This is a genomic window from Streptococcus thermophilus (genome assembly GCF_010120595.1).
GTDB classification, from domain to species: domain Bacteria; phylum Bacillota; class Bacilli; order Lactobacillales; family Streptococcaceae; genus Streptococcus; species Streptococcus thermophilus.
The window spans coordinates 1,520,894-1,543,815 of record NZ_CP038020.1 but is presented as its reverse complement, the minus strand read 5'-3'; the positions used below and the strand labels follow the sequence as shown (position 1 = coordinate 1,543,815).

Sequence of the window (22,922 nt, the reverse complement as noted above, 5' to 3'; positions counted from 1 at the left end):
CTGTTTGCATTTTAAATTTAGCATATTCAAAGAGTTGAAAACCCTTACTAAAAATGCTAAAATAGTGCTAACTAGAGACAGTAAGGAGTAAACTATGACAATTGATTTTCACGCCGAAGTTGATAAACGTAAAGAAGCTTTGATGGAGGACCTTTTTGGTCTTTTGCGTATTAATTCAGAACGTGATGATAGTAAGGCTGATGAAAAGCACCCATTTGGTCCTGGTCCAGTGAAAGCTCTAGAACATTTTCTTGCTTTAGCTGAACGTGATGGTTATAAGACTCGTAATATTGATAATTACGCTGGTGACTTTGAATTTGGTCAAGGTGATGAAGTCTTGGGTATTTTTGCACACTTGGATGTGGTTCCAGCGGGTAGCGGATGGGACACTGATCCTTATGAACCAGTAATCAAAGAAGGAAAGCTTTATGCTCGTGGTTCATCAGATGATAAAGGGCCAACAATAGCTTGTTATTATGCTTTGAAAATTATCAAAGAGCTTGAGCTTCCAGTATCTAAGCGTGTTCGCTTTATTGTTGGTACAGATGAAGAATCTGGTTGGGGTGATATGGATTATTACTTCGCTCATAATGGATTGAAAGATCCTGATTTTGGCTTTTCTCCTGATGCAGAATTTCCAATTATCAATGGGGAAAAAGGAAATATTACTGCCTATCTTCATTTTGAAGGACAAAACGATGGTGACTTTAGCCTCGTAAGCTTTAATGGTGGCTTGCGTGAAAATATGGTCCCTGAATCTGCAAGTGCAGAGTTTACGGCACCTATCACTTTACAGGAACTTGAGTCTAAACTTAATGACTTTGTTGCTGATCAAGCAGTAACCGGTCAAGTGACTGAAGAAGCAGGTGTTTTCCATGTGACTATTCATGGTAAATCAGCTCATGGTATGATGCCTCAAAATGGTATCAATGGGGCAACATACTTAGCACTCTTCCTTAGCCAATTTGACTTCAAAGCTAATGCTAAGACTTATTTGGATTTAGTTGCTGAAACACTTCATCAAGATTTCTTTTCTGAAAAGACAGGTCTTGCCTATACAGATTCTAAAATGGGTGAGTTAACTATGAATGCAGGTGTCTTTACCTTTAACAAGGAATCTGAAGATAATACCATTGCTTTGAACTTCCGCTACCCTCAAGGGGTTAATGTAGATGGTATTAAGGCTGGCCTTGAAAAACTTGAAGGACCTAAGGCGGTCAGTCTTTCAGAACATGGCCATGTGCCGCATTACGTACCAGTTAGTGATCCTATGGTACAGACACTTCTTTCGGTTTATGAGAAACAGACAGGTCTTAAAGGTCATGAACAAATCATTGGTGGTGGGACCTTTGGACGTCTCCTTAAACGTGGTGTTGCTTATGGTGCTATGTTCCCTGGTTATGTCAATACCATGCACCAAGCAAATGAATTTACTGAAGTTGAGGACTTATACCGTGCAGCTGCCATTTATGCAGAAGCTATCTATGAGTTGATCAAATAAAAAAAGAGACATTTTGTCTCTTTTTTTGGAGAAAAATATGGAAACACTTGAAGAATTGACACAAGCTATTATGGCTGACGAACAAAATAAAACGTATACTGAACAAGGTATCAAACCCTTGTTTAGTATTCCAAAAACTGCGAGGATTAATATCGTAGGACAAGCTCCTGGTATCCGAGCTCAAGAGTCTGGACTTTACTGGAATGACCCTAGTGGAGATAATCTACGGGATTGGATGGGTGTGTCGCGAGAAGAATTTTATGAATCAGGTCTGTTTGCCATTGTACCAATGGATTTTTATTTCCCGGGGCAGGGAAAATCTGGAGATTTAGGGCCCCGCAAAGGTTTTGCTGATAAATGGCATGAGAGAGTTCTAGATTTAGCTCCAAATATTCAATTAACTATACTTGTGGGAAACTATGCTCAGCATTACTATTTGCATCAAAAATCATCAACTAAATTAACAGATACAGTTAAACATTACAGAGATTATCTTCCAGACTATTTTCCTTTAGTGCATCCGTCACCACGAAATAATATCTGGCAAGCGAAAAATCCATGGTTTATGAAAGAAGTGCTTCCAGATTTAAAAGAATTGGTTCAAAAAATCTTGAGTCAATGAATTCAGATATTTGACCTTGAATAGTCACTAGTGATTCGTAATAGGTCAATGAGGAACCATGGGGATACTCGAATATTGTTAAGATTTTTGCCCTTTGGGGCTTTTTTGATGTTATAACAAAATCTTTTGAAAAATACAATTAACAATATCTTAAGTCTAAACTTATTCATTGCAATCTATTTCTAATTTTAAGAGGGGTAACATATAAAATTAAAATAGCTATTTTTAGACTAAATAAATTATTATACTATGATTAGAAACAAGATGACAAATGAAAAATTTCGAAAACATTAATACAATTACTATTGGCAGAAAATTTAACGGTGTTAGGCTTTAGTTGTTAAGAAAATTTGTGATATGGGAAGAAGAGATTTGCAATGTTTTTCAATCAGAAAGTATAGCTTTGGGGATGCCTATGTTCTTTTGGGTACAACCATTCTTGTGATGGAAGCGGTTGGTGTACAGCATTTTAAGGTTTCAACTTCAGCTGTCACTGATACGCCACTCAGTGTTTCTGTGCTAACAGATACCGCTGTCAATTCATCAACTGTTAATCATTCAGAGAAGCAAGTTGTTTCTGTCAAAGAAGACGGAAATATCACTTTCCCAACAAGTGTTGTTACAACTGATATTTTTGAAGATGCTAAAGCCTCTGCGATAAAAAAAGGGTAGAAGTCGAAGAAACTACATTTCAATCACATACATCTTTAGAGAGTGCTATTGCTGACAATCATGCACAATCAAAAGAGATTAATACAGTTGGTTATGATTAACAGAAAGTAAAAGAAGACCACAAAAAAAGATTTAGCTGAGTATGATAAAGCAAAGGCTAAGTATGATGCTAAAGTGGCTGAAAAGCAGCAGCGGATACAGTAAACTCTGCTTCTAAAGCATAGTATGATACTGATTAAGCTACTATGAAAAAGATATAGCTAAATATCAAGCTGATAAAAAAACTTATGATGCAGTATTGTAAGAATGTAATAATCAAATATTGACTTATGGTTCTAAAGTATTCGAAAAAGCATCAGCAGATAAGACGACGGCTGAAACTAAAGGTAAGTATTATGCAGAAATATCTGTTTATAATATATCTAGAGTGCAATACGATAAAGATTTACAATAAAACTAAGCTAAGAAAGTACAGTATGATAAAGATAAAGTAGCCTATGACAAGCTTTTGATATTAAGGATGAAGAAGACGATGCTAAAGCTCAGTATGAAGTTTATCTTATGAAATACAATATAGACCTAGAGCAATACGCTAAAGAAGCTTATGATAAGTACATGAATGATAATGGTTTCCAAGATCTAAAAGATGTAGAAACTGTTCAAAATTTGACCTTTCAACGTGAAGGTGGGGCTTCTGATATTGTAGCAACCAGTCTTTAGTCTAATAATGAGACTGAATTCTTTCAAATTACATAGGTGACAAATTTGTTGTCACCTATGTAATTTGAATCAGTCAAGCATGCGTGAATATACGGATATGCATTTAATTAAGCATGTGATTAACTGTTATGAGATTTTGAGCCTTTCATCAAATGATGGCAAATGGGTTGTTGCAGTAGGTACGGACCTAACTACTCCAACACCAAAAGTGGTTGAAGTTCCAGCTAGACCGGTTGAACCAAAAACACCAGAAAAACTAACTGTTGTATGGCATAAGAATTATGTTATTGAGAGGGTATCATTTTTTACCACCTACACCACCGACTCCAGATACTGAAGTTCCTCAAGCTGAGTTGCCACAAACTGGTGAGCACACAAGAAATGCAGAATTACTTTGATTTATTTCGATGATTTTTTCAGCTTTCGTAGTATTCTTCAAGCATCGTAAAGAAGACTAAGTGATGCTACTATATTATTTCTACCTTCAAATTTGATTCTAATTTTAGGGTCTAGTTTTATTGTTTTAAAGTTTTTGATAGCCTTTTCATACTTATCGTTGCAATTTAAAGAACACTCATGTTATAATAAATTTGACTGACTATATAGAAAGATGTAAGGAAATCTGCATGGATGAATTAAAAAAGCTCGCCGGTGTATACGCTGCTGGATTTGTTGAAGATGGCATGGTTGTTGGACTAGGTACTGGCTCAACAGCTTATTTCTTTGTAGAGGAGATTGGTCGTCGAATAAAGGAGGAAGGTCTCAGTGTAGTAGGTGTAACGACGTCTAGTCAAACAACGAAGCAAGCTGAAGGTCTAGGTATTCCTTTGAAATCAGTGGATGATATTGATAGTATTGATGTTACCGTTGATGGCGCCGACGAAGTAGATCCTCAACTCAACGGCATTAAAGGTGGCGGTGGTGCCCTCTTGATGGAAAAAATCGTTGCCACACCTACGAAAAAGTACATCTGGGTAGTTGATGAGTCTAAGATGGTTGATCAACTTGGTGCTTTTAAATTACCAGTCGAAGTTGTTCAATATGGCGCTGATCGCTTGTATCTCGACTTTGAATCTAAGGGCTATAAGCCATCATTCCGAGTAACTGAACAAGGTGATCGCTTTGTTACAGATATGAAGAACTTTATTATTGATTTGGATCTCGGCAAAATTAATAACCCAGTTGCTTTAGGTGACGAACTAAAAGCTATGACTGGTGTTGTTGAACATGGCTTATTCAATGGAATGGTTAATAAGGTTATCGTCGCTGGAAAAGATGGTGTTAAGATTGTTGAGGTTAAGGATTAGTCCTGTTTAATTTTTCTTTTAAATTGTAAATGAATAAAGTAACCTAATAGTGATGTTATCACTAGATAATTATATAGAAAGGAAAGAGGTAATTTCGAAAGATTTTAGCTCTTTGTGGTGTTGTTATGTCCAAATTTAATCGAATGCATTTAATCGTTCTTGATTCAGTAGGTATTGGTGCAGCTCCAGATGCTAATAATTTTGTCAATGCTGGTGTTCCTGACGGAGCTTCAGATACCCTTGGACATATTTCTAAAACTGTTGGTTTGAATGTGCCAAACATGGCTAAACTTGGTCTTGGAAATATTCCTCGCGAACAACCCTTGAAAACTGTTCCAGCTGAAAGCAATCCAACTGGTTACGCAACTAAGTTAGAAGAAGTCTCTCTTGGAAAAGATACCATGACAGGTCACTGGGAAATCATGGGACTTAATATTACAGAACCTTTTGATACTTTCTGGAATGGATTCCCAGAGGAAATTCTTACTCAAATTGAAGAATTCTCAGGACGTAAGGTTATTCGTGAATCCAATAGACCTTATTCTGGTACAGCAGTTATCGATGACTTCGGACCACGCCAAATGGAAACTGGTGAGTTAATTATTTATACATCAGCTGACCCGGTTCTTCAAATCGCAGCTCACGAAGATATTATTCCTGTTGAAGAATTGTATCGTATTTGTGAATTTGCTCGTTCTATCACTTTGGAACGTCCAGCTCTTCTTGGTCGTATCATTGCTCGTCCTTACGTTGGTGAGCCTGGGAACTTTACTCGTACATCTAACCGTCGTGACTTGGCTATTTCACCATTTGCTCCAACTGTTTTGGACAAATTGAACGAAGCAGGAATTGACACTTACTCAGTTGGTAAGATTAGTGATATCTTCAATGGTGAAGGTATCAACCACGATATGGGTCATAACAAATCAAATAACCACGGTGTGGACAATTTGATTAAGGCTATGACATCAGAAGACTTTAAACATGGTTTCTCTTTCACAAACTTGGTAGACTTTGATGCCCTTTACGGACATCGTCGTAATCCACAGGGCTACCGCGATTGCTTGCATGAATTTGACGAGCGCTTGCCTGAAATTATCGCTGCAATGAAAGAAGATGATCTCTTGATGATCACTGCAGACCATGGTAATGACCCAACTTATGCTGGTACAGACCATACTCGTGAATACATCCCATTCTTGGCTTACAGCCCTTCCTTCAAATGTAGTGGCTTGATTCCAGTTGGACATTTCGCTGATATCTCAGCAACAATTGCGGATAACTTCGGTGTTGAGAAAGCGATGATTGGTGAAAGTTTCTTGGATAAACTTGTCTAAAATGAAACGTTGTACTTTTCTGGTTCGTGGGATAAATGTCGGCGGTCGTAATAGGGTAGTCATGGAAAAATTCTGCCATGACCTTGAGAAACTAGGTTTTAAGAATGTTTCTTCCTTTATTAATAGAAGAATTACTTTTAGCCATAGAAGAATTTCTGAATAAGTCTTACGCCTTTATTAATGTCTTTTCCCTTTTTACACTAGAGGAATACCAAAATGAGTGTAAATATCTACCGAAATGGTAGGAAAATGATTTGTACAGAAAAGATGTCCTCTTTTATACAGTTCAATTAGACAAGGATGAATTGAAGAGAGTAATAAATTCTTTTGATTTGGCAGATGAGACTCTTCATTTTGGGGAATTAGGAGTCTACTGGGGGAAACATGATAAGACAAGCTACAATCAAACGGTTTATCATAAAAATCTATTAAAGTCATCATTTTATTCTTATATTACGATTCGAAATGCAAGAACTTTTTCAAACATTGGTCATTGTTTGAAAAAATAAGGAACTAAAGGAGATTTAGAATGTCACTACTTGAAAAAATTAGAGTTACGCAAACCTTTTTGGAAAGCAAAGGAATTGAAAAACCTGAGTTTGGTTTGATTTTGGGTTCTGGACTTGGAGAATTGGCTGATGAGATCCAAGATGCTATTGTAATCGATTACGCAGATATTCCAAACTGGGGGAAATCAACAGTAGTCGGTCATGCAGGTAAACTTGTATATGGTACTTTGTCTGGACGTAAGGTATTGGCTCTTCAAGGACGTTTCCATTTTTATGAAGGAAATCCTCTTGAAGTGGTAACTTTCCCTGTACGTGTTATGAAAGCTCTTGGTTGTGAAGGTGTTATTGTAACTAATGCTGCTGGTGGTATTGGCTTCGGTCCTGGTACTTTGATGGCTATTACTGACCATATCAATATGACTGGTCAGAACCCATTGATCGGTAAAAACTTGGATGACTTTGGCCCACGTTTCCCAGATATGTCTAAAGCTTACACTCCAGCCTACCGCGAAATTGCTCATAAAGTGGCTGATAAACTTGGAATCAAGTTGGAAGAAGGGGTTTATCTTGGAGTAACTGGTCCAACTTATGAAACTCCTGCTGAAATTCGTGCCTTCAAGTCATTGGGGGCAGATGCTGTTGGTATGTCAACAGTTCCTGAGGTTATCGTCGCAGCACATTCTGACTTGAAAGTTCTGGGTATTTCATGTATCTCTAACTTTGCAGCTGGTTTGCAAGAAGAATTGAACCACGAAGAAGTTGTAGAAGTAACTGAACGCATTAAGGGAGACTTCAAAGGATTGCTTAAAGCTATTTTGTCGAAACTCTAAGAAATGATTTCTCAGGTAAGGAAACGTTTAAGGTTGTTACCAAAATCCCTTAAGCTGAGTTTAGCCGTTATTGGAACTGGGATTGCTTCAGGTTTTATTGGAATTTTTTGCCACTACCTTCTAGAATTTATACAAGTTATTGTGTTTGGTAAAGATAAAGGGAACCTCTAGTTACAGTTTCAATCAGTGAGTGCTTTTCGAAGACTCTCAGTCTTACTTGTTGTTGGGATTTTATCTAGTTTATTTTGGTATTTTCTTCAATGACGTGTCACCTTACTTTCCATTAGCAAAGCTAAGAAACTCGTTGGTAAAAGGAACCTAAATTTCCTCTAGGTCAGTCTTCTACATGCATTAGTCCAGGTGGCAATCGTTGCTGCTGGAGCCTCAATAGGCAAAGAAGGAGCACCTCGAGAATTGGGTGCTCTCTTTGGTGGGAGTCTTTCTAAAGGATTGCATTTATTCATTTCCGATAGACAATTATTAATTGCTTGTGGTGCTGGCTCAGGGCTAGCATCTGTTTACCAAGTGCCTTTTGCTAGTGCTTTGTTTGTTTTGTAAACCTTAGGAGTCTGTTAGAAACTAAAGAATATCATTATTATTCTTGCGACCACTTATGTATCTGCTTATTGTACCAAACCAATTGTTGGTGGACACGCTTTATATATAATAGATAAAGTGACTATTGATTCTTCCAGTTTTATACAGGCAATCATCTTAGCATTATTTGTAACAGCACTTGCCATAATATTTGGATATTTTGCAAAGAAGGCCAGTAAACATCATATTACAGGTAAAGAAATTCTTTGGACGTTGTCCTTTACCTTTATGATTCTTGGTGGACTGTCAGCTTACCTTCCAATTTTTATGGGAAACGGACAGGTTTTAGCTCAATGGATTTTTTCTGGAAACTCTTCAGCATATCTTCTTGTCATTCTCATCATCAAATGTCTATTAGTCTGTCTACTTTTAAGGAGTGGTGCTTATGGTGGAACTCTGATGCCATCGTTTGCTATAGGTGTAGGTACGGGTTATCTGATAACGGTGCTTCTTGGAAATTTTGGATTTTCTCATAGTCTTAGTTTAGGAATGTTACTAGGGGCAACCGTATTTTTAGGGACAATGCTTGATCCCCCCCTAACAGGAATAGCCTTGGTTGTTGGTTTTACAGGTATAGGAGGAGTTATCGTATTCCCACTTATACTAGCAAGTATCCTATCAAGGATGATAAACAATAAATGGAAAGAAAGATTATGAATATTCATTTTATCTTACACGAAAAATTTGAGGTTCCAGGAGCTTATTTGAAATGGGCTCAAAAGCGTGGACATCATATTTCGTCAACAAGGGTTTATGAGGAAGAAGAACTTCCAGAAACTGTTGATGATATTGATTTCCTTATAGTAATGGGCGGACCTCAGTCACCTGATGAAGATCGTCAAGTCTTTCCATACTATGATCCAAAGGCTGAAATTGCATTAATTCAAAAAGCAATTGATGCTGATATCTATATTGTCGGGGTATGCTTAGGGGCTCAACTTTTATCTGTAGCTTATGGTGGAAAATATGAACATAGTCCAGAACGTGAAATTGGCGTTTTCCCTTTGACCTTAACTGATGAAGGATTAGCTGATGAGCACACATTAAAAATCTTGGTTCTACTTTAAACACGGGTCACTGGCATGGTGATATGCCTGGTTTGAGCGACAAGGCAGTTGTTCTTGCGACTAGCAAGGGCTGTCCACGCCAAATAATTTGCTTTAGCCCTGAACATTATGCCTTCCAAGCACATTTAGAGTTTGACCTTGAAGCGATTGATTTACTGATAGCTGCTGATGGTGAAGAGCATTTGTACCAGCAAAATAAACAGTTAGATTTTGTTCAAACACCAGAACAATTGCATAATCATGATTATTCTCAAATGAATAAAAAATTATTTGCTTTTCTAGATTCACTAACCCAGATCTAAACATTTAAGTAGCTCATATACTATTTATATAGTAGTAGTAGAAAACTTTAAAAAATATAACTTAAGGATTGCGGAGCAGGTATTTATATTTGAAAATGAGTGGAGAGTTTGGGAAATAGCTAACCTGCTTAGACGCGTAGAGCTATGTCAGCTTCCTTATTTTCAATTACTTTCTAGTTGCTCTTTAACCTTTATAAATTAATAGAAAGGATGGGTTAACCGTATTCAATGAACTGAATACGGGCGGAGAAGAGTGAAAAAGATAAACTGAATAGCATTGGCAATCTTCGTAAGTTTTTTATTTTTACTTCGTCTCTGTCGCCCTTTATAGATTAATTATGTCTATCCATATTGCTGCTAAGCAAGATGAAATTGCTGATAAAATTCTCCTACCTGGAGATCCTTTACGAGCGAAATTCATTGCCGAAAATTTCCTTGAAGATGCTGTGTGTTTCAACGAAGTACGTAACATGTTTGGTTACACAGGAACATACAAGGGTGAACGTGTCTCAGTAATGGGAACAGGGATGGGGATGCCTTCTATCTCTATCTATGCACGTGAGCTCATTGTTGACTACGGTGTCAAAAAATTAATTCGCGTAGGAACTGCTGGCTCTTTGAATGAGGATGTTCACGTTCGTGAGTTGGTTCTAGCACAAGCTGCAGCAACTAACTCTAATATTATTCGTAATGACTGGCCTCAATACGACTTTCCTCAAATTGCAAATTTCAATCTCTTGGATAAGGCTTATCACATCGCCAAAAATTTTGGTATGACAACACATGTTGGTAATGTTCTATCTTCTGATGTTTTCTACTCAAATTATTTTGAAAAAAATATTGAACTTGGGAAATGGGGCGTGAAGGCTGTCGAAATGGAAGCAGCAGCACTTTACTACCTTGCAGCCCAACACCAAGTAGATGCTCTGGCTATTATGACTATTTCTGATAGTTTGGTAAATCCAGATGAGGACACAACAGCTGAGGAACGTCAAAATACTTTCACTGACATGATGAAAGTTGGTCTTGAAACACTAATTGCAGACTAGTTTGTAAAAGGACGCCATTTGGTCGTCCTTTTGTGTTGTAGCTAATATCTGTTCGAAGTGATAATAAGTTAAAATTTTTCAAACTACTAGAAAAAATAAAAATATTTGGAAGAAGAAGACTTGTAATAAATAGGTAAATATCCGACAATTTAAAGTTTAACTACTAAAAATTTGAAAGATAGTTCACAATATAATGGAAAATGATATAAATTAAATGATTGATATCATAATAAAAACGTTTTCTTAATTTTTGAAAAAAGAATGACAATTGAAATGAAGTTGTATTAATGTTATAATAATGGCGAATGTCTAATTTTAATATTCAGGAGCAATTTATATGAGTTCGCATATGAAACGTAAGCAGAAACGGACGAGTAATAGATCGTGGGGGATGGTCAACGTTGGGTTGACCATTCTGTATGCTATTTTAGCATTGGTCTTATTATTCACCATGTTCAATTATAATTTCCTATCCTTTAGGTTTTTGAACATCATTATCACTATTGGTTTGTTGGTAGTTCTTGCTATTAGCATCTTCCTTCAGAAGACTAAGAAATCACCACTAGTGACAACGGTTGTATTGGTTATCTTCTCGCTAGTTTCTCTGGTTGGTATTTTTGGTTTTAAACAAATGATTGACATCACTAACCGTATGAATCAGACGGCAGCTTTTTCTGAAGTAGAAATGATTATCGTGGTTCCTAAGGAAAGTGACATCAAAGATGTGAGCCAGCTTACTAGCGTACAGGCACCTACTAAGGTTGATAAGAACAATATCGAGATATTGATGTCAGCTCTCAAAAAAGATAAAAAAGTTGATGTTAAAGTTGATGATGTTGCCTCATATCAAGAAGCTTATGATAATCTCAAGTCTGGCAAATCTAAAGCTATGGTCTTGAGTGGCTCTTATGCTAGCCTATTAGAGTCTGTCGATAGTAACTTTGCTTCAAATCTAAAAACAATTTATACTTATAAAATTAAAAAGAAGAATAACAACTCTGCAAAACAAGTAGATTCAAAAGTCTTCAATATTTATATTAGTGGTATTGATACCTACGGTTCGATTTCAACAGTGTCACGTTCAGATGTCAATATCATTATGACAGTAAACATGAATACACATAAGATTCTATTGACGACTACTCCACGTGATGCATACGTTAAGATTCCTGGTGGTGGGGCAGACCAGTATGATAAATTAACCCACGCAGGTATTTATGGCGTTGAAACATCTGAACAAACTCTGGAAGATCTATATGGTATTAAGATTGATTACTATGCACGAATTAACTTCACATCTTTCCTTAAGTTGATTGACCAACTTGGTGGTGTGACAGTCCATAATGATCAAGCTTTCACAAGTCTTCATGGGAAGTTTGATTTCCCAGTTGGAGATATCCAAATGAATTCAGAGCAAGCACTTGGATTTGTTCGTGAACGCTATAGTTTAGATGGCGGAGATAATGACCGTGGTAAAAACCAGGAGAAAGTCATTTCTGCGATTGTAAACAAGTTGGCTTCTCTAAAGTCTGTATCAAACTTTACTTCAATCGTTAATAATCTCCAAGACTCTGTTCAGACAAATATTTCTTTGGATACCATTAATGCTTTGGCTAATACACAACTTGATTCAGGCTCTAAATTTACAGTAACGTCTCAAGCAGTAACTGGTACAGGTTCAACCGGACAATTGACCTCTTATGCGATGCCAAATTCTAGTCTTTACATGATGAAACTAGATAATTCGAGTGTGGCAAGTGCCTCTCAAGCTATCAAAAATCTGATGGAGGAAAAATAAGTGATTGACGTTCACTCACATATTGTTTTTGATGTTGATGATGGTCCTAAAACTTTAGAAGAAAGTTTAGACCTCATTGGTGAAAGTTACGCCCAGGGGGTACGTAAGATTGTTTCAACATCCCATCGTCGTAAGGGAATGTTTGAGACTCCAGAGGATAAAATTTTTGCCAACTTTTCTAAGGTAAAAGCAGAAGCAGAAGCACTTTATCCAGACTTAACTATTTATTATGGAGGTGAACTTTATTACACCTTAGACATTGTGGAGAAACTTGAAAAGAATCTCATTCCGCGCATGCACAACACTCAATTTGCTTTGATTGAGTTTAGTGCTCGCACATCTTGGAAAGAAATTCATAGTGGGCTTAGTAATGTTTTGAGAGCGGGGGTAACGCCTATTGTTGCTCATATTGAGCGCTATGATGCCCTCGAAGAAAATGCTGACCGTGTTCGAGAAATCATCAACATGGGGTGCTATACTCAAGTTAATAGCTCTCATGTTCTAAAACCAAAGCTCTTTGGAGATAAAGATAAAGTAAGAAAAAAACGTGTTCGTTATTTTTTGGAGAAAAATTTGGTTCATATGGTTGCTAGCGACATGCATAATCTTGGGCCGAGACCACCATTTATGAAAGATGCTTATGAAATTGTTAAAAAGAACTACGGCCCCAAACGTGCTAAGAATCTTTTTATTGAAAATCCCAAAACATTACTAGAAAATAAATATTTATAGGAGATATTATGAATCAAGATAACACTAAAAGTGTTGAAATCGACGTACTAGCATTGCTACATAAACTTTGGACGAAGAAGCTTTTGATTCTTTTCACAGCTTTTTATTTCGCTGTTTTCAGTTTCTTAGGTACTTATTTCTTTATCCAACCAACATATACATCAACAACGCGTATCTATGTTGTTAATCAGGCAACAGATAATAATAATCTTTCTGCTCAAGATTTGCAAGCTGGTACCTATTTGGCAAATGACTATAAAGAGATTATTACATCAAATGATGTATTATCAGAAGTTATTAAAGATGAAAAGTTGAATTTGAGTGAGACAGAACTGTCTAAAATGGTTTCAGTTAATATTCCTACAGATACTCGTCTTATTTCAATCTCAGTAAAAGCCAAAACTGGTCAAGATGCTCAAGTGCTTGCTAATAAGGTTCGTGAAGTTGCTTCAGAAAAAATCAAGAACGTGACAAAAGTTGAAGATGTCACAACGCTCGAAGAAGCTAAATTGCCAGAGTCACCATCTTCACCAAATATCAAACGTAATGTGCTTCTTGGGGCAGTGCTTGGAGGATTCCTTGCAGTGGTTGGTGTATTGGTACGTGAAATCCTAGATGATCGTGTTCGCCGTCCAGAAGATGTGGAAGATGCCCTTGGAATGACACTTCTTGGAATTGTCCCTGATAAAGATAAGATTTAAGGAGAAGAAATGCCTTTATTAAAGTTAGTAAAATCTAAAGTAAACTTTGCCAAACAAACAGAAGAGTATTACAATGCCATTCGCACAAATATTCAATTTTCTGGTGCTCAGATTAAAGTGATTGCGATTAGCTCTGTTGAAGCTGGTGAAGGAAAATCAACGACATCTCTTAACTTGGCGATTTCATTTGCTAGTGTTGGGCTCCGAACACTTCTGATTGATTCTGATACTCGTAATTCTGTTTTTTCAGGTACATTTAAATCAAATGAGCCTTATAAAGGTCTTTCAAATTTTCTTTCAGGAAATGCCGATCTAAATGAAACGATTTGCCAAACTAATATTTCTGGTTTGGATGTTATTGCATCTGGTCCTGTTCCACCTAATCCAACAAGTCTTTTGCAAAATGACAATTTTAGACATTTGATGGAAGTTGCTCGTAGTCGTTATGATTATGTCATCATCGATACACCACCAGTTGGTTTGGTCATTGATGCTGTTATTATTGCCCATCAGGCTGATGCCAGTCTTTTGGTTACAGCAGCTGGAAAAATTAAACGTCGTTTCGTAACTAAGGCCGTTGAACAATTGGAACAAAGTGGTTCTCAGTTCTTAGGGGTCGTCCTTAATAAAGTTGACATGACAGTTGATAAATATGGATCGTATGGTTCTTACGGATCATATGGCGAGTATGGAAAAAAATCTGACCAAAAAGAAGGTCATTCAAGAGCACATCGTCGTAGAAAAGGATAGCATTAATGGGGATGATGCGGCTCCTTATACCTTAACAGATTAAAAAGGGGTTTAGAGTGAAAGAAAAACAAGAAATTCGTCGCATTGAAATTGGTATTATACAGTTGGTTGTGGTTGTTTTCGCAGCCATGGTAGCTAGTAAACTACCTTATACAGAGATTACCCAAGGAAGCATTGTCCTTTTAGGTGTCGTACATGTAGTGTCTTACTATATCAGTAGTTATTATGAAAATCTTAAGTATAGAGGCTACTTGGATGAACTCATTGCAACTGTCAAATATTGTTTCATATTTGCTCTAATTGCAACTTTCCTCTCATTTTTTGCAGATGGAAGTTTTTCAATCTCACGTCGCGGACTTCTTTACGTCACCCTAATTTCAGGTGTTCTCTTATACTTTACAAATACAGTTCTTAAGTATTTCCGCTCATCTATTTATACACGTCGTAAAAGTAACAAGAATATTCTCTTGATTTCTGATCAGGCACGTCTTGAAAATGTTTTGTCTCGTATGAAAGACAATATGGATGGTAGGATTACAGCCGTTTGTGTCTTGGATAATCCTTATTTCACTGATCCATTTATCAAGAGTGTTAAACCTGAAAATTTGATTGAATATGCGACACACTCAGTAGTAGACCAAGTTTTGATTAATCTGCCAAGTGAGCAGTACAAGATTTGGGATTATGCGTCACCATTTGAACTTATGGGAATCCCAGTATCCATTAATTTGAATGCCCTTGAATTTATGAGTCAGGGTGAAAAACGTATTCAACAATTGGGTCCTTTCAAAGTTGTTACGTTTTCTACGCATTTTTATAGCTATGGAGATATTTTGGCGAAACGCTTCCTCGATATCTGTGGAGCTCTAGTTGGTTTGGTGCTCTGTGGTATTGTTGGAATCTTCCTTTATCCTCTTATTCGTAAAGATGGAGGGCCAGCTATTTTTGCTCAAGATCGTGTGGGAGAAAATGGACGTATCTTCAAGTTTTATAAATTCCGTTCTATGCGTGTTGATGCGGAAGAAATTAAGAAGAATTTGATGGCACAGAATCAAATGTCTGGTGGTATGTTTAAGATGGAAAATGATCCACGTATTACCAAAATTGGACATTTCATTCGTAAAACGAGTCTTGATGAACTTCCACAATTTTGGAATGTTCTAAAAGGTGATATGAGCTTGGTAGGAACACGTCCACCAACATTGGATGAGTACGAATCTTATACACCGGAACAAAAACGTCGCCTCAGCTTTAAACCAGGTATTACTGGTCTTTGGCAAGTAAGCGGTCGAAGTGAAATTACTGATTTTGATGAAGTTGTAAAACTAGACGTTGCTTATATGGACGGATGGACAATCTGGCGCGATATCAAAATCTTATTGAAAACAATTAAAGTAGTAGTAATGAAGGATGGAGCAAAGTGATGGCTTTCTCCATTTCTTTTAATGGTGATTAAATGACAAAAACAGTTTATATCGTTGGTTCTAAGGGAATTCCAGCAAAATATGGTGGATTTGAGACCTTTGTTGAGAAGTTGACAGAGTTCCAACAAGACAAAGATATCCAATATTATGTAGCTTGTATGCGTGAAAATTCTGCTAAATCAGGAATTACAGCAGATACTTTCGAACATAACGGTGCTAAATGCTACAATATTGACGTCCCAAATATCGGGCCTGCACGTGCCATCGCTTATGACATCGCAGCTCTTAATAAGGCCATTGAGATTGCTAAGGAAAATAATGACCAAGCACCGATTTTTTATGTTTTGGCCTGTCGAATTGGTCCATTTATCTCAGGTATTAAAAAGAAAATCAAGGCTATCGGTGGTACCCTTATGGTTAACCCGGATGGTCATGAATGGCTTCGTGCAAAGTGGAGTCTTCCGGTTCGTAAGTATTGGAAAATTTCAGAGCAACTCATGGTTAAACATGCAGATCTCTTGATTTGTGATAGTAAAAACATTGAATCTTATATTCAAAAGGATTATGCGAAGTATCGTCCTCAAACAACCTATATCGCCTATGGAACTGACACAACTAAATCTCGATTGACTAAGGTTGATGATAAGGTACGCACATGGTACTTCGAAAAGGGGGTCTTTGAAAACAATTATTACCTTGTTGTAGGACGCTTCGTGCCTGAAAATAACTATGAGGCTATGATTCGTGGCTTTATGGCGTCTAACTCTGACAAGGACTTTGTTCTCGTTACCAATGTTGAAGAAAACAAGTTCTACGACAAGTTGCGTCAGGAAACTGGTTTTGACAAGGATCTTCGTGTGAAGTTTGTCGGAACTGTTTATGACCAAGAATTGCTCAAGTACATTCGTGAGAATGCCTTTGCTTATTTCCATGGTCATGAGGTTGGTGGAACCAATCCATCACTTCTTGAGGCACTTGAGTCAACTAAGCTCAATCTCTTGTTGGATGTTGGCTTTAACCGTGAAGTCGGTGAAGATGGTGCTCTCTATTGGAAGAAAGAACAATTGGCAAGTGTCATTGATCAAGCTGAGCGATTGGATGAAGAAACTATCGCAGACCTCAACCAAAAATCAAGTAATCGTATCGCAGAAGCCTTTACTTGGGAAAAAATTGTTATAGACTACGAGAAAGTATTTAAAGGATAGAAATGCAGAAAATTTTATATCTTCACGCTGGTGCCGAAATGTATGGTGCTGACAAGGTTTTGTTGGAGCTTATTAAGGGTTTGGATAAAGATGCCTTTGAGGCTCATGTTATCTTGCCTAACGATGGTGTCTTAGTGGATGCATTGAAAGAGGTTGGAGCTAAAGTAAAAGTTATCGATTATCCAATCTTGCGCCGTAAATATTTTAATCCTAAGGGAATTCTTGAGTATTTTGGCTCTTATAATCGTTATTCAAAGCAAATTGCTAAATATGCTAAGGATAATGGCATTACTCTTATTCACAATAATACGACTGCGGTACTTGAGGGAATTTATCTCAAACGTAAGTTGAAACTTCCTTTGATTTGGCATGTTCACGAGATTATCGTCAAACCAAAAGCAATCTCTGATTTCATCAACTTTTTGATGGGGTGTTATGCTGATACGATTGTGACAGTTTCAAATGCTGTGGCCAACCACGTCAAGCAGTCTCGCTTTGTAAAAAATGACCAAGTTCAGGTCATCTATAATGGTGTTGACAATGCCGTCTATCATGAAATGGATGCCAGCGCAGTTCGTGACCAGTTTGGTATCGCACAGGATGCCTTGGTTATCGGAATGGTTGGTCGAGTGAATGCATGGAAAGGTCAAGGCGATTTCTTGGAAGCCGTGACTCCAATCTTAAAAGCTAAACCAAAAGCAGTAGCCTTTCTGGCAGGTAGTGCTTTTGAAGGTGAAGAATGGCGAGTTGATGAGTTGGAAAAGGCTATATCAGACTCACCAGTAGCTGAACAAATCAAACGTATCGATTATTATAGCAAGACGACAGAGCTCTATAATCTGTTTGATATCTTTGTCTTACCAAGTACCAATCCAGATCCTCTACCAACTGTAGTTCTCGAATCAATGGCTTGTGGCAAACCTGTAGTCGGCTACCGTCATGGTGGTGTCTGTGAAATGGTTAAGGAAGGTGAAAACGGTCTTCTTGCCACACCAAATCAGCCTGCGGAATTGTCTAAGGCCATCCAAGAATTGGCTGATAACACTGAGAAGAGAGAGCAATCTGGCAAGGCCTCTGTTAAACGCCAAAAAGAACTCTTCTCATTACAAAGTTATATTCGTAATTTCTCAGAACTATATAAGAAGTATTAATATGAACAGTGAAACACTAAAAAATAAATTAAAACCAATCGTTTATCCAATTATTAATTTTATTCCTAGACGAAGACTTAAGAATAAAAATTTTACGATCATTTGTGATAATTGTTGGGCTGGAAAAGTTTATCAGTCATTGGGCTTGCCTTATCAAACTCCATTTGTAGGGATGTTTGTCTTTTCTCCCGATTACATAAAGATGCTCAAGAATTTAAAATACTATTTGAGTGGTAATATCCCTTTGACATTTGTTAAGGAATCGAAATACATCAAAGACTTTGATAATGCCTATCCTCTAGCACTTCTTGATGATATTGAACTTCATTTCTTGCATTATGCAGATGAGGAAGAAGCAACTCAAAAATGGAACCGTCGTTTAGAAAGAATTCATTGGGATAATTTGTATTTTCAAGTTTAATGATAATGATGCCTGCACTTATGAGTTGATGAAAGAGTTTGAAGAGCTTCCATACAAGAGTAAGGTGATTTTCTCTTCGAAGAATTACAGTGATCTACCTTCATTGGTCCATTTCAAATCAGCTGAAAAGCAAGGACACGTTGGCATCGACTTGAAAACGTATCATCGCTATTTTAATGTTGTAACTTGGCTGAATAAGGGTGGTGAAGATTTAACATAAAATAAAAATTTAGGTGAAGAATCCATGAAACCACTTTTAACTGTTGTCATTCCAGTGTATAATGTCGAAAAGTATTTAAAACGTTGTGTAGAAAGCGTTCTTGTCCAAGAGTGGCATAATTGTAAACGATATTCCTTCTGTTCGAGATTATGTTGATGAATCTAGTGTTCTTTTCTATAAATCAGAGGACTTTAATCAACTTGCTTCCATTATAGATGAATTTGATGTTAATGATTTAGAAACTATTCAATGAGCAGATAAAGCTAAAATTTTGTATTTTAATAAGTATACTTCTAAAAAACTTATGGATAGGTTGATAGAAATTTAGTAGGTGAGAAATGACTAATGTAATTGATTTTGTTGTTACATGGGTAGATGTTAATAATGAAATTTATTCGAATAATTCGACTAAAATCAATTACAACTTACATGTTTTCTTGACATTGATATTTGTCACTTTTCGTTTAGAAGATTTGCTGAGATAGAGACGAAACATTATTATTGGTCTGAAAAGACTATTCATGAAATTGTTGAAATTGAAGATGAAAAGCTAGTTTTCGAACATCTATTATATGCTCATTTTCAAAAAAGGACGATTGAGTTTCCAGAGTTTAAGGGATTTGATTCCTTTTATGTTGTTCCTAATAAACTAATCATTGTCGATTCTTTGTCATCTAATGAAATTAGGGATTATGCTAGAAATGAATTTAAATGTGTATATTAAAATAGGAATCTTCTCAGTAAATAAAAAAAGAAATATAGCAATGATTTTATTTGCAATAAGTTAAGGATGAAGAAATGAAAAAAGATGTATTATTAACAGTAGTTATACCTGTCTATAATGTCGAAAAGTATTTAAAACGTTGTGTAGAAAGCGTTCTTGTCCAAGAGTGGCATAATTATGATATTTTACTTGTAGATGACGGAAGTACTGATAGTTCTCCTCAAATCTGTGATGATTATGCTAAAGTTTATGACTTTATCTCAGTGATTCATAAAAAAAATGGAGGGCTCTCTGCAGCTCGTAACACAGGTATTTCTAATGCTGAGGGAGAATATGTTTATTTCCTAGATTCAGATGATTGGATTGAACCGAATACCTTTAGTGATTTAGCTGAGGTTATTGAATCAGATCAATATGATATTATTTCCTTCAATCAAGAATTTGTAAAGAGTGAACATGATATTATAAAATCCGATTCAAAATGGACTAAAAGATTAACTGGAAAAGAAGCTCTTATAGATATGTTTTCTTATGGCTTTGTTACTGGTTTTGCCACTGATAAGATATATCGAAAAGCATTGTTCACTAAGAATACTATCCAGTTTCCAGTTGGCAAGTATTATGAGGACCTTGGTACCAATTACAAACTCTTTCTTGCTGCTAAGAAGGTCTACGCGACAAATCAAAAGTACTACCATTATCTAATTGATAATCCAGATTCAATTACCAAATCATGGAATGAGCAAAAATTTGAAAACATGATTAGCTTCTATAAAGAATTATATTATTCGGATGATGTTCGCTCAAAACTTGATTCTAGTGAATTGGCAATTGCTAAGATATTTTTTGTCAATGGTATGACTCATATTTTGGCTAGTTTATTTAAGTCTAACCTATACAAAACTTATCCTAAACTAACAAAATGTGTTAAGAAAGAATTAAAAATAAATAAACTTAAGTTTCAGCAGAAGCTTAAGTTACCTAATCGAACAAAATATTTTTTGTATCGATTGGGTCTATTAAATGGTGCATTTCAACTACAACATATATTGAAAAAGTAGGAGTCTAATTTGAAATACTCTGTTATTATTCCAGTTTATAATGTTGAGAAATATATTGATCGTTGTTTAAAAAGTATTATTTCTCAGAACTATGATGACTTGGAAATTATAGTAGTAGACAATGGATCTACGGATAGTAGTGGCAGTATTTGCGATATTTATGCTAACGAGCATTCAAATATCTCAGTCTATCATATTGAGAACCACGGTGTTGGTTCTGCACGTAATTTTGGCTTGTCCAAAGCCAAGGGAGAGTTTATCTACTTCGTTGATAGTGATGATTATCTTGTTGGTAATCTCTTTGCTGAGTTTGAAGATAAGCTAGTGTTAGATTTGGATTTGGCTGTTTTTAGTTATTACAATTCTTTTGAGGAAGATTTAACTGAGAAGCAGCGTACTGAAAAGTCACTTCCATTTAAAGGGAATTACGACAAGGATGGTTTTATCAAGATATTTAAAGAACTATTCCTATCGGATATGCTTTACACAGTTTGGAATAAGATATATCGCAGAGAATTTCTTCTTGAAAATAACTTTTCTTTTGAGCAGTATGAGTTAGGTGAAGATGTCCGCTTTAATCTTGATGTTTATCGTGAAGTCAACAAGATTTATCTTTCTCAAGATTCCTACTATGTTTATGTCACTGGCAGGAAGGGTTCTGCTATGTCGGGCTATAACCCCAAGCGTCTTCAGTATCAGCTTCAAGAATTGAAGATGGTTGATAATCTACTTTCTGACTGGAATTTGGATAGTTCAGAGCTTGTTAATACTGTAAAAGCAAGAATACTGATGAGTAACATATACAATATAACGAAACAGAATTTATCTGTAAATAGAAAAGTTAAGCTCGTTAAAAATACATGTGAAAGACAAGAGATAGAGGATTTTATAAATAATGATTCTTCTGCATTGAATCCACTCATAAAACTGTTGTTGAAATGTCGAATGTATGTTGTTCTGATTTATCTTAAAAAAATACAGATGTTATTACAACATTTATAAGAATAATTGAAAGGTATGGAAAGTACTTGTGAATAGCAGTCGCTTTATCTCAGAGAAAATCTATTTATTTACTCTTTTTATTTGGGTATTATTTGCATCTCTGGTAACTACAACTTATTTTGTAAGGGTGGATGGTTTTTTGTCACTCTATCGTACCTTGCTATATTTTACAATAGTTATGATTACGATAAAGGAACTCATTAATCTTCCTGATACCATAAATTATTTCAGATACCACTTGAAGGAATTAATAATTTTCCTATTATTTACCTTGACCATGTTAATTGTGTCAAAAAATCGAGATGGTCTTCCTGATATTAACGTTTTGCTGTTGGTTTTTTCAGCTAGGGATATAGAGTTCAAAAAGTTATTAGGGACTTTCTCCTTCGCCACCTTTTTAGTGCTGTTTGTAACTATTCTAGCTAGTAAGATGGGCATTATTTCTAATATGTTGATGAGTGCTGATAGTGGTTATCGTTATAGTTTAGGATTTAACTATGTTTCCTTTGCTTCTCAACGTATGTTTTTTGCCCTATGTAGCTACCTTATGTTTAGAGGAAAGAAGGTTACTTATATAGAGTTGTTAGCTCTACTATTTGCTACGTTTTATATGTACCAACAGACCTCAACCTCAAGTCCACTTTATCTAAGTCTCTTGATTTTGACTTATGCTTTTATTAGTCTTAAGGCCTTTAAATTTGATTTCATAGATAGTAATGTTATAACAGCAAATCTTGCCAAATATGGTTTTATTATAGCATTGGCTATAACCCTCTATTTCTGTTTCTATTCAACTGGTGATTTATTCCATCTTGTTGACCAATTTACACATAATCGTCTAAGACTTAGTGTTCAAGGATTCCGAAACTTCGGAGTTTCCTTATTAGGTCGACCAATTTCATTTACAACCATGGATATCTTCGGTAATTATTCAAGCAACTATAACTTTATTGATAGCTCGTTTGTGCAGTTACTCGTAATTGATGGCTTGGCTGTTAGTGCATTTATGTTATTTGCTTTAACACGTGTCATGAATTATTTTGTGACTAATCGAAAAGATATTGTCCTTGCTTGCTTAGGTGTTATGATTATTCATGGCATGTTTGATCCGCAAATGCTTGTTCTTCGTTACTCACCTCTTATCTTATTGATTAGTCGACTCTTTGTGATGAAGACTGATAAAGATTTTTTGTAATTGAAACAGAGGTATATCATCAAGA

The 22,922-nt window shown here is 36.1% G+C and carries 17 protein-coding genes and 6 pseudogenes; all 23 read left to right on the top strand.

Annotated elements, in window-relative coordinates; all coding sequences use genetic code 11:
- Positions 1–94 precede the first annotated feature (94 nt).
- A complete protein-coding gene (gene pepV / locus E3C75_RS08155) occupies positions 95–1,501 on the top strand; it encodes a dipeptidase PepV (protein WP_084828849.1) in 1,407 nt (468 codons plus the stop codon).
- Between the two features lie 37 nt (positions 1,502–1,538).
- Positions 1,539–2,123, top strand: a complete 585-nt coding sequence (locus E3C75_RS08150; RefSeq protein ID WP_011681184.1) for a uracil-DNA glycosylase family protein — start codon at positions 1,539–1,541, stop codon at positions 2,121–2,123.
- A 357-nt stretch (positions 2,124–2,480) separates the two neighbouring features.
- A pseudogene (locus E3C75_RS12305) lies at positions 2,481–3,913 on the top strand (hypothetical protein).
- A 228-nt stretch (positions 3,914–4,141) separates the two neighbouring features.
- Positions 4,142–4,822, top strand: a complete 681-nt coding sequence (gene rpiA, locus E3C75_RS08130; RefSeq protein WP_011227255.1) for a ribose-5-phosphate isomerase RpiA — start codon at positions 4,142–4,144, stop codon at positions 4,820–4,822.
- A gap of 125 nt (positions 4,823–4,947) precedes the next feature.
- Entirely contained in the window at positions 4,948–6,159 is a 1,212-nt protein-coding gene (locus tag E3C75_RS08125) for a phosphopentomutase (protein ID WP_011681180.1), read from the top strand.
- Position 6,160: 1 nt separating this feature from the next.
- Positions 6,161–6,668: pseudogene (locus E3C75_RS08120) on the top strand (DUF1697 domain-containing protein).
- A 20-nt stretch (positions 6,669–6,688) separates the two neighbouring features.
- Positions 6,689–7,498 (top strand): purine-nucleoside phosphorylase, encoded by an 810-nt coding sequence (locus tag E3C75_RS08115; protein WP_011681179.1) that lies wholly within the window; start codon positions 6,689–6,691, stop codon positions 7,496–7,498.
- Positions 7,499–7,501: 3 nt separating this feature from the next.
- Positions 7,502–8,752: pseudogene (locus tag E3C75_RS08110) on the top strand (chloride channel protein).
- Positions 8,749–9,464 (top strand): annotated as a pseudogene (locus E3C75_RS08105) (type 1 glutamine amidotransferase). Before E3C75_RS08110 ends, E3C75_RS08105 begins: the two co-directional pseudogenes overlap by 4 nt.
- Before the next feature lie 338 nt (positions 9,465–9,802).
- Positions 9,803–10,513 carry a purine-nucleoside phosphorylase gene (deoD, locus tag E3C75_RS08100; protein ID WP_111679618.1) on the top strand — a complete coding sequence of 237 codons (711 nt, stop codon included), beginning with the start codon at positions 9,803–9,805 and terminating at the stop codon, positions 10,511–10,513.
- A 337-nt stretch (positions 10,514–10,850) separates the two neighbouring features.
- Positions 10,851–12,311, top strand: a complete 1,461-nt coding sequence (gene cpsA / locus E3C75_RS08095) for an LCP family glycopolymer transferase CpsA (protein WP_111679617.1) — start codon at positions 10,851–10,853, stop codon at positions 12,309–12,311.
- Positions 12,312–13,043 (top strand): capsular polysaccharide biosynthesis protein Cps4B, encoded by a 732-nt coding sequence (cps4B, locus tag E3C75_RS08090; RefSeq protein WP_111679616.1) that lies wholly within the window; start codon positions 12,312–12,314, stop codon positions 13,041–13,043.
- A gap of 8 nt (positions 13,044–13,051) precedes the next feature.
- Entirely contained in the window at positions 13,052–13,744 is a 693-nt protein-coding gene (locus E3C75_RS08085) for a capsular polysaccharide biosynthesis protein (protein ID WP_111679615.1), read from the top strand.
- A gap of 9 nt (positions 13,745–13,753) precedes the next feature.
- Positions 13,754–14,494 carry a tyrosine-protein kinase gene (locus E3C75_RS08080; protein WP_111679614.1) on the top strand — a complete coding sequence of 247 codons (741 nt, stop codon included), beginning with the start codon at positions 13,754–13,756 and terminating at the stop codon, positions 14,492–14,494.
- Between the two features lie 56 nt (positions 14,495–14,550).
- Positions 14,551–15,918: a sugar transferase gene (locus tag E3C75_RS08075; protein ID WP_111679613.1), complete on the top strand. Its 1,368-nt coding sequence runs from the start codon at positions 14,551–14,553 to the stop codon at positions 15,916–15,918.
- A gap of 32 nt (positions 15,919–15,950) precedes the next feature.
- Positions 15,951–17,123: a beta 1-4 rhamnosyltransferase Cps2T gene (cps2T, locus tag E3C75_RS08070; protein WP_111679612.1), complete on the top strand. Its 1,173-nt coding sequence runs from the start codon at positions 15,951–15,953 to the stop codon at positions 17,121–17,123.
- Between the two features lie 2 nt (positions 17,124–17,125).
- Positions 17,126–18,274, top strand: coding sequence for a glycosyltransferase family 4 protein (locus E3C75_RS08065; protein ID WP_111679611.1), 1,149 nt, complete (start codon positions 17,126–17,128; stop codon positions 18,272–18,274).
- A gap of 1 nt (position 18,275) precedes the next feature.
- Positions 18,276–18,915: pseudogene (locus tag E3C75_RS08060) on the top strand (DUF1919 domain-containing protein).
- A gap of 24 nt (positions 18,916–18,939) precedes the next feature.
- Positions 18,940–19,029 (top strand): annotated as a pseudogene (locus E3C75_RS12300) (glycosyltransferase); the annotation flags it as partial.
- Positions 19,016–19,168 carry a hypothetical protein gene (locus tag E3C75_RS11730; protein WP_223899719.1) on the top strand — a complete coding sequence of 51 codons (153 nt, stop codon included), beginning with the start codon at positions 19,016–19,018 and terminating at the stop codon, positions 19,166–19,168. The pseudogene E3C75_RS12300 and the gene E3C75_RS11730, both read left to right, overlap by 14 nt.
- 545 nt (positions 19,169–19,713) lie before the next feature.
- Positions 19,714–20,700 (top strand): glycosyltransferase, encoded by a 987-nt coding sequence (locus tag E3C75_RS08045; protein WP_111679609.1) that lies wholly within the window; start codon positions 19,714–19,716, stop codon positions 20,698–20,700.
- Between the two features lie 9 nt (positions 20,701–20,709).
- On the top strand, positions 20,710–21,702 hold the full coding sequence (locus E3C75_RS08040; protein ID WP_111679608.1) for a glycosyltransferase family 2 protein: 993 nt from the start codon (positions 20,710–20,712) through the stop codon (positions 21,700–21,702).
- A 28-nt stretch (positions 21,703–21,730) separates the two neighbouring features.
- Positions 21,731–22,897, top strand: coding sequence for a polymerase (locus E3C75_RS08035; protein ID WP_084825826.1), 1,167 nt, complete (start codon positions 21,731–21,733; stop codon positions 22,895–22,897).
- The last annotated feature ends 25 nt before the right edge of the window (positions 22,898–22,922 follow it).

Bases quoted from the DNA above. Each gene is read 5' to 3' on its own strand.
- cpsA (WP_111679617.1), top strand. From the start codon at position 10,851: ATGAGTTCGCATATGAAACGTAAGCAGAAACGGACGAGTAATAGATCG.
- E3C75_RS08080 (WP_111679614.1), top strand. From the start codon at position 13,754: ATGCCTTTATTAAAGTTAGTAAAATCTAAAGTAAACTTTGCCAAACAA.
- cps2T (WP_111679612.1), top strand. From the start codon at position 15,951: ATGACAAAAACAGTTTATATCGTTGGTTCTAAGGGAATTCCAGCAAAA.
- deoD (WP_111679618.1), top strand. From the start codon at position 9,803: ATGTCTATCCATATTGCTGCTAAGCAAGATGAAATTGCTGATAAAATT.
- pepV (WP_084828849.1), top strand. From the start codon at position 95: ATGACAATTGATTTTCACGCCGAAGTTGATAAACGTAAAGAAGCTTTG.
- E3C75_RS08115 (WP_011681179.1), top strand. From the start codon at position 6,689: ATGTCACTACTTGAAAAAATTAGAGTTACGCAAACCTTTTTGGAAAGC.
- E3C75_RS08065 (WP_111679611.1), top strand. From the start codon at position 17,126: ATGCAGAAAATTTTATATCTTCACGCTGGTGCCGAAATGTATGGTGCT.
- E3C75_RS08125 (WP_011681180.1), top strand. From the start codon at position 4,948: ATGTCCAAATTTAATCGAATGCATTTAATCGTTCTTGATTCAGTAGGT.
- E3C75_RS08150 (WP_011681184.1), top strand. From the start codon at position 1,539: ATGGAAACACTTGAAGAATTGACACAAGCTATTATGGCTGACGAACAA.
- E3C75_RS08085 (WP_111679615.1), top strand. From the start codon at position 13,052: ATGAATCAAGATAACACTAAAAGTGTTGAAATCGACGTACTAGCATTG.
- E3C75_RS08045 (WP_111679609.1), top strand. From the start codon at position 19,714: ATGAAAAAAGATGTATTATTAACAGTAGTTATACCTGTCTATAATGTC.
- rpiA (WP_011227255.1), top strand. From the start codon at position 4,142: ATGGATGAATTAAAAAAGCTCGCCGGTGTATACGCTGCTGGATTTGTT.